The 1,913-nt window shown below is 73.3% G+C and carries 2 protein-coding genes; both read left to right on the top strand.

The window, feature by feature from the left end:
- On the top strand, positions 1-996 hold a 996-nt coding region (hutI, locus tag AC27VN_RS40140; protein WP_490880310.1), incomplete at its 5' end, for an imidazolonepropionase.
- Positions 993-1,913: formimidoylglutamate deiminase (gene hutF, locus AC27VN_RS40135; RefSeq protein ID WP_490880309.1), on the top strand; the 921-nt coding region annotated here is incomplete at its 3' end. The genes hutI and hutF, both read left to right, overlap by 4 nt.

Genomic DNA, 1,913 nt, shown 5'->3' with positions numbered 1-1,913 from the left:
AACGAGTTCGCGATGCGGCTCGCGGGCGCGAGCTACGAGGAGGTGGCGAAGGCCGGCGGCGGCATCGTCTCCTCGGTGCGCGCCACGCGCGAGGCCGACGAGGACACGCTGTTCGCCCAGGCCGCGCCGCGGCTCGAGGCATTGCTGGCCGACGGCGTCTGCGCGATCGAGATCAAGTCGGGCTACGGCCTCGCGCTCGCGCACGAGCGCAAGCAGTTGCGCGTGGCGCGGCGGCTCGGCGAGCACTACGGCGTGACGGTGCGCACCACCTTCCTCGGCGCCCACGCGCTGCCGCCCGAGTACGCGGGCCGCAGCGGCGAGTACATCGAACTGGTGTGCCGCGAGATGCTGCCGGCGCTCGCGGCCGAGGGGCTGGTCGACGCGGTCGACGTGTTCTGCGAGCGCATCGCCTTCTCGCTCGACGAAACCGAGCGCGTGTTCCAGGCCGCCCGGGCGCTGGGCCTGCCGGTCAAGCTGCATGCCGAGCAGCTCTCGGACATGGGCGGCGCCGCGCTGGCCGCGCGCTACGGCGCGCTGTCCTGCGATCACATCGAGCACCTGTCGGCCGAGGGCATCGAGGCGATGCGCGCGGCCGGCACCGTGGCCGTGCTGCTGCCCGGCGCCTACTACACGCTGCGCGACACCCACCTGCCGCCGATCGAGGCGCTGCGCGCCGCGGGCGTGCCGATGGCGGTGTCGACCGACCACAACCCCGGCACCTCGCCCGCGCTGAGCCTGCTGCTGATGGTCAACATGGCCTGCACCCTGTTCCGCCTCACCGTGCCCGAGGCGCTGGCCGGCGTCACCCAGCATGCGGCGCGCGCGCTGGGCCTCGAGGCCACGCACGGCGCGATCGCCGCGGGCCGGCCCGCGAACTTCGTGCTCTGGTCGGTGCGCGACGCGGCCGAGCTCGCCTACTGGTTCGGCCAGCGGCCCGTGCGCACCGTGGTGCGGCAGGGCCATATCGCCGTCAAAGCCGTGGGAGTTTCGGCATGACGCGCGCGCTGTTCGCGGCCGATGCGCTGCTGCCCACCGGCTGGGCGAAGAACGTGCTGCTGGCATGGAACGAGGCCGGCCAGCTCGTCGAGGCGAGGGCCGGCGCCGACAAGCCCGCCGATGCCGAGACGGCCAACGGCCCCGTGATCCCCGGCATGCCCAACTTGCATTCGCACGCCTTCCAGCGCGCCTTCGCGGGCCTGACCGAGCACCGCGCCGAACAGCAGGACAGCTTCTGGAGCTGGCGCACGCTGATGTACCGCTTCGCCGCGCGCCTCGGCCCGCGGCAGATGGAGGACATCGCGACCTGGCTCTATGCCGAGATGCTCGAGGCCGGCTACACCAGCGTCTGCGAGTTCCAGTACGTGCACCACGACGCCGACGGCAGGCCCTATGCCGACGACGCCACGCTGAGCCGCGCGCTGCTGCGCGCCGCGCACAGGACCGGCATCGGCTTCACCCTGCTGCCGGTGCTCTACCAGACCAGCGGCTTCGGCGGCCTGCCGCCCAACGAGGGCCAGCGGCGCTTCATCCGTTCCACCGAATCGATGCTGCGGCTGCTTGAGGCACTCAAGCCCGCCTGCGACGCGCAAGGCGCGCGGCTCGGCCTCGCGCCGCACTCGCTGCGCGCGGTGCCGCCCGAGGCGTTGCGCGAGGCGCTCGCGGGGCTCGATGCGATCGAGGCCGGCGCGCCGGTCCACATCCACATCGCCGAGCAGACCAAGGAGGTCGACGACTGCATCGCCTGGAGCGGCCAGCGCCCGGTGGCATGGCTGCTCGACCATGCGCCGGTCGACGCGCGCTGGTGCCTGGTGCATGCCACGCACATGGACGCCGACGAATACCGGCGCGGCGCCCGCAGCGGCGCGGTCGCCGGCCTCTGCCCGACCACCGAGGCCAACCTCGGCGACGGCCTG

It is taken from the genome of Variovorax sp. 20P10.2.4 (assembly GCF_058244205.1).
This window is presented reverse-complemented; position numbering and strand designations above follow the sequence as displayed.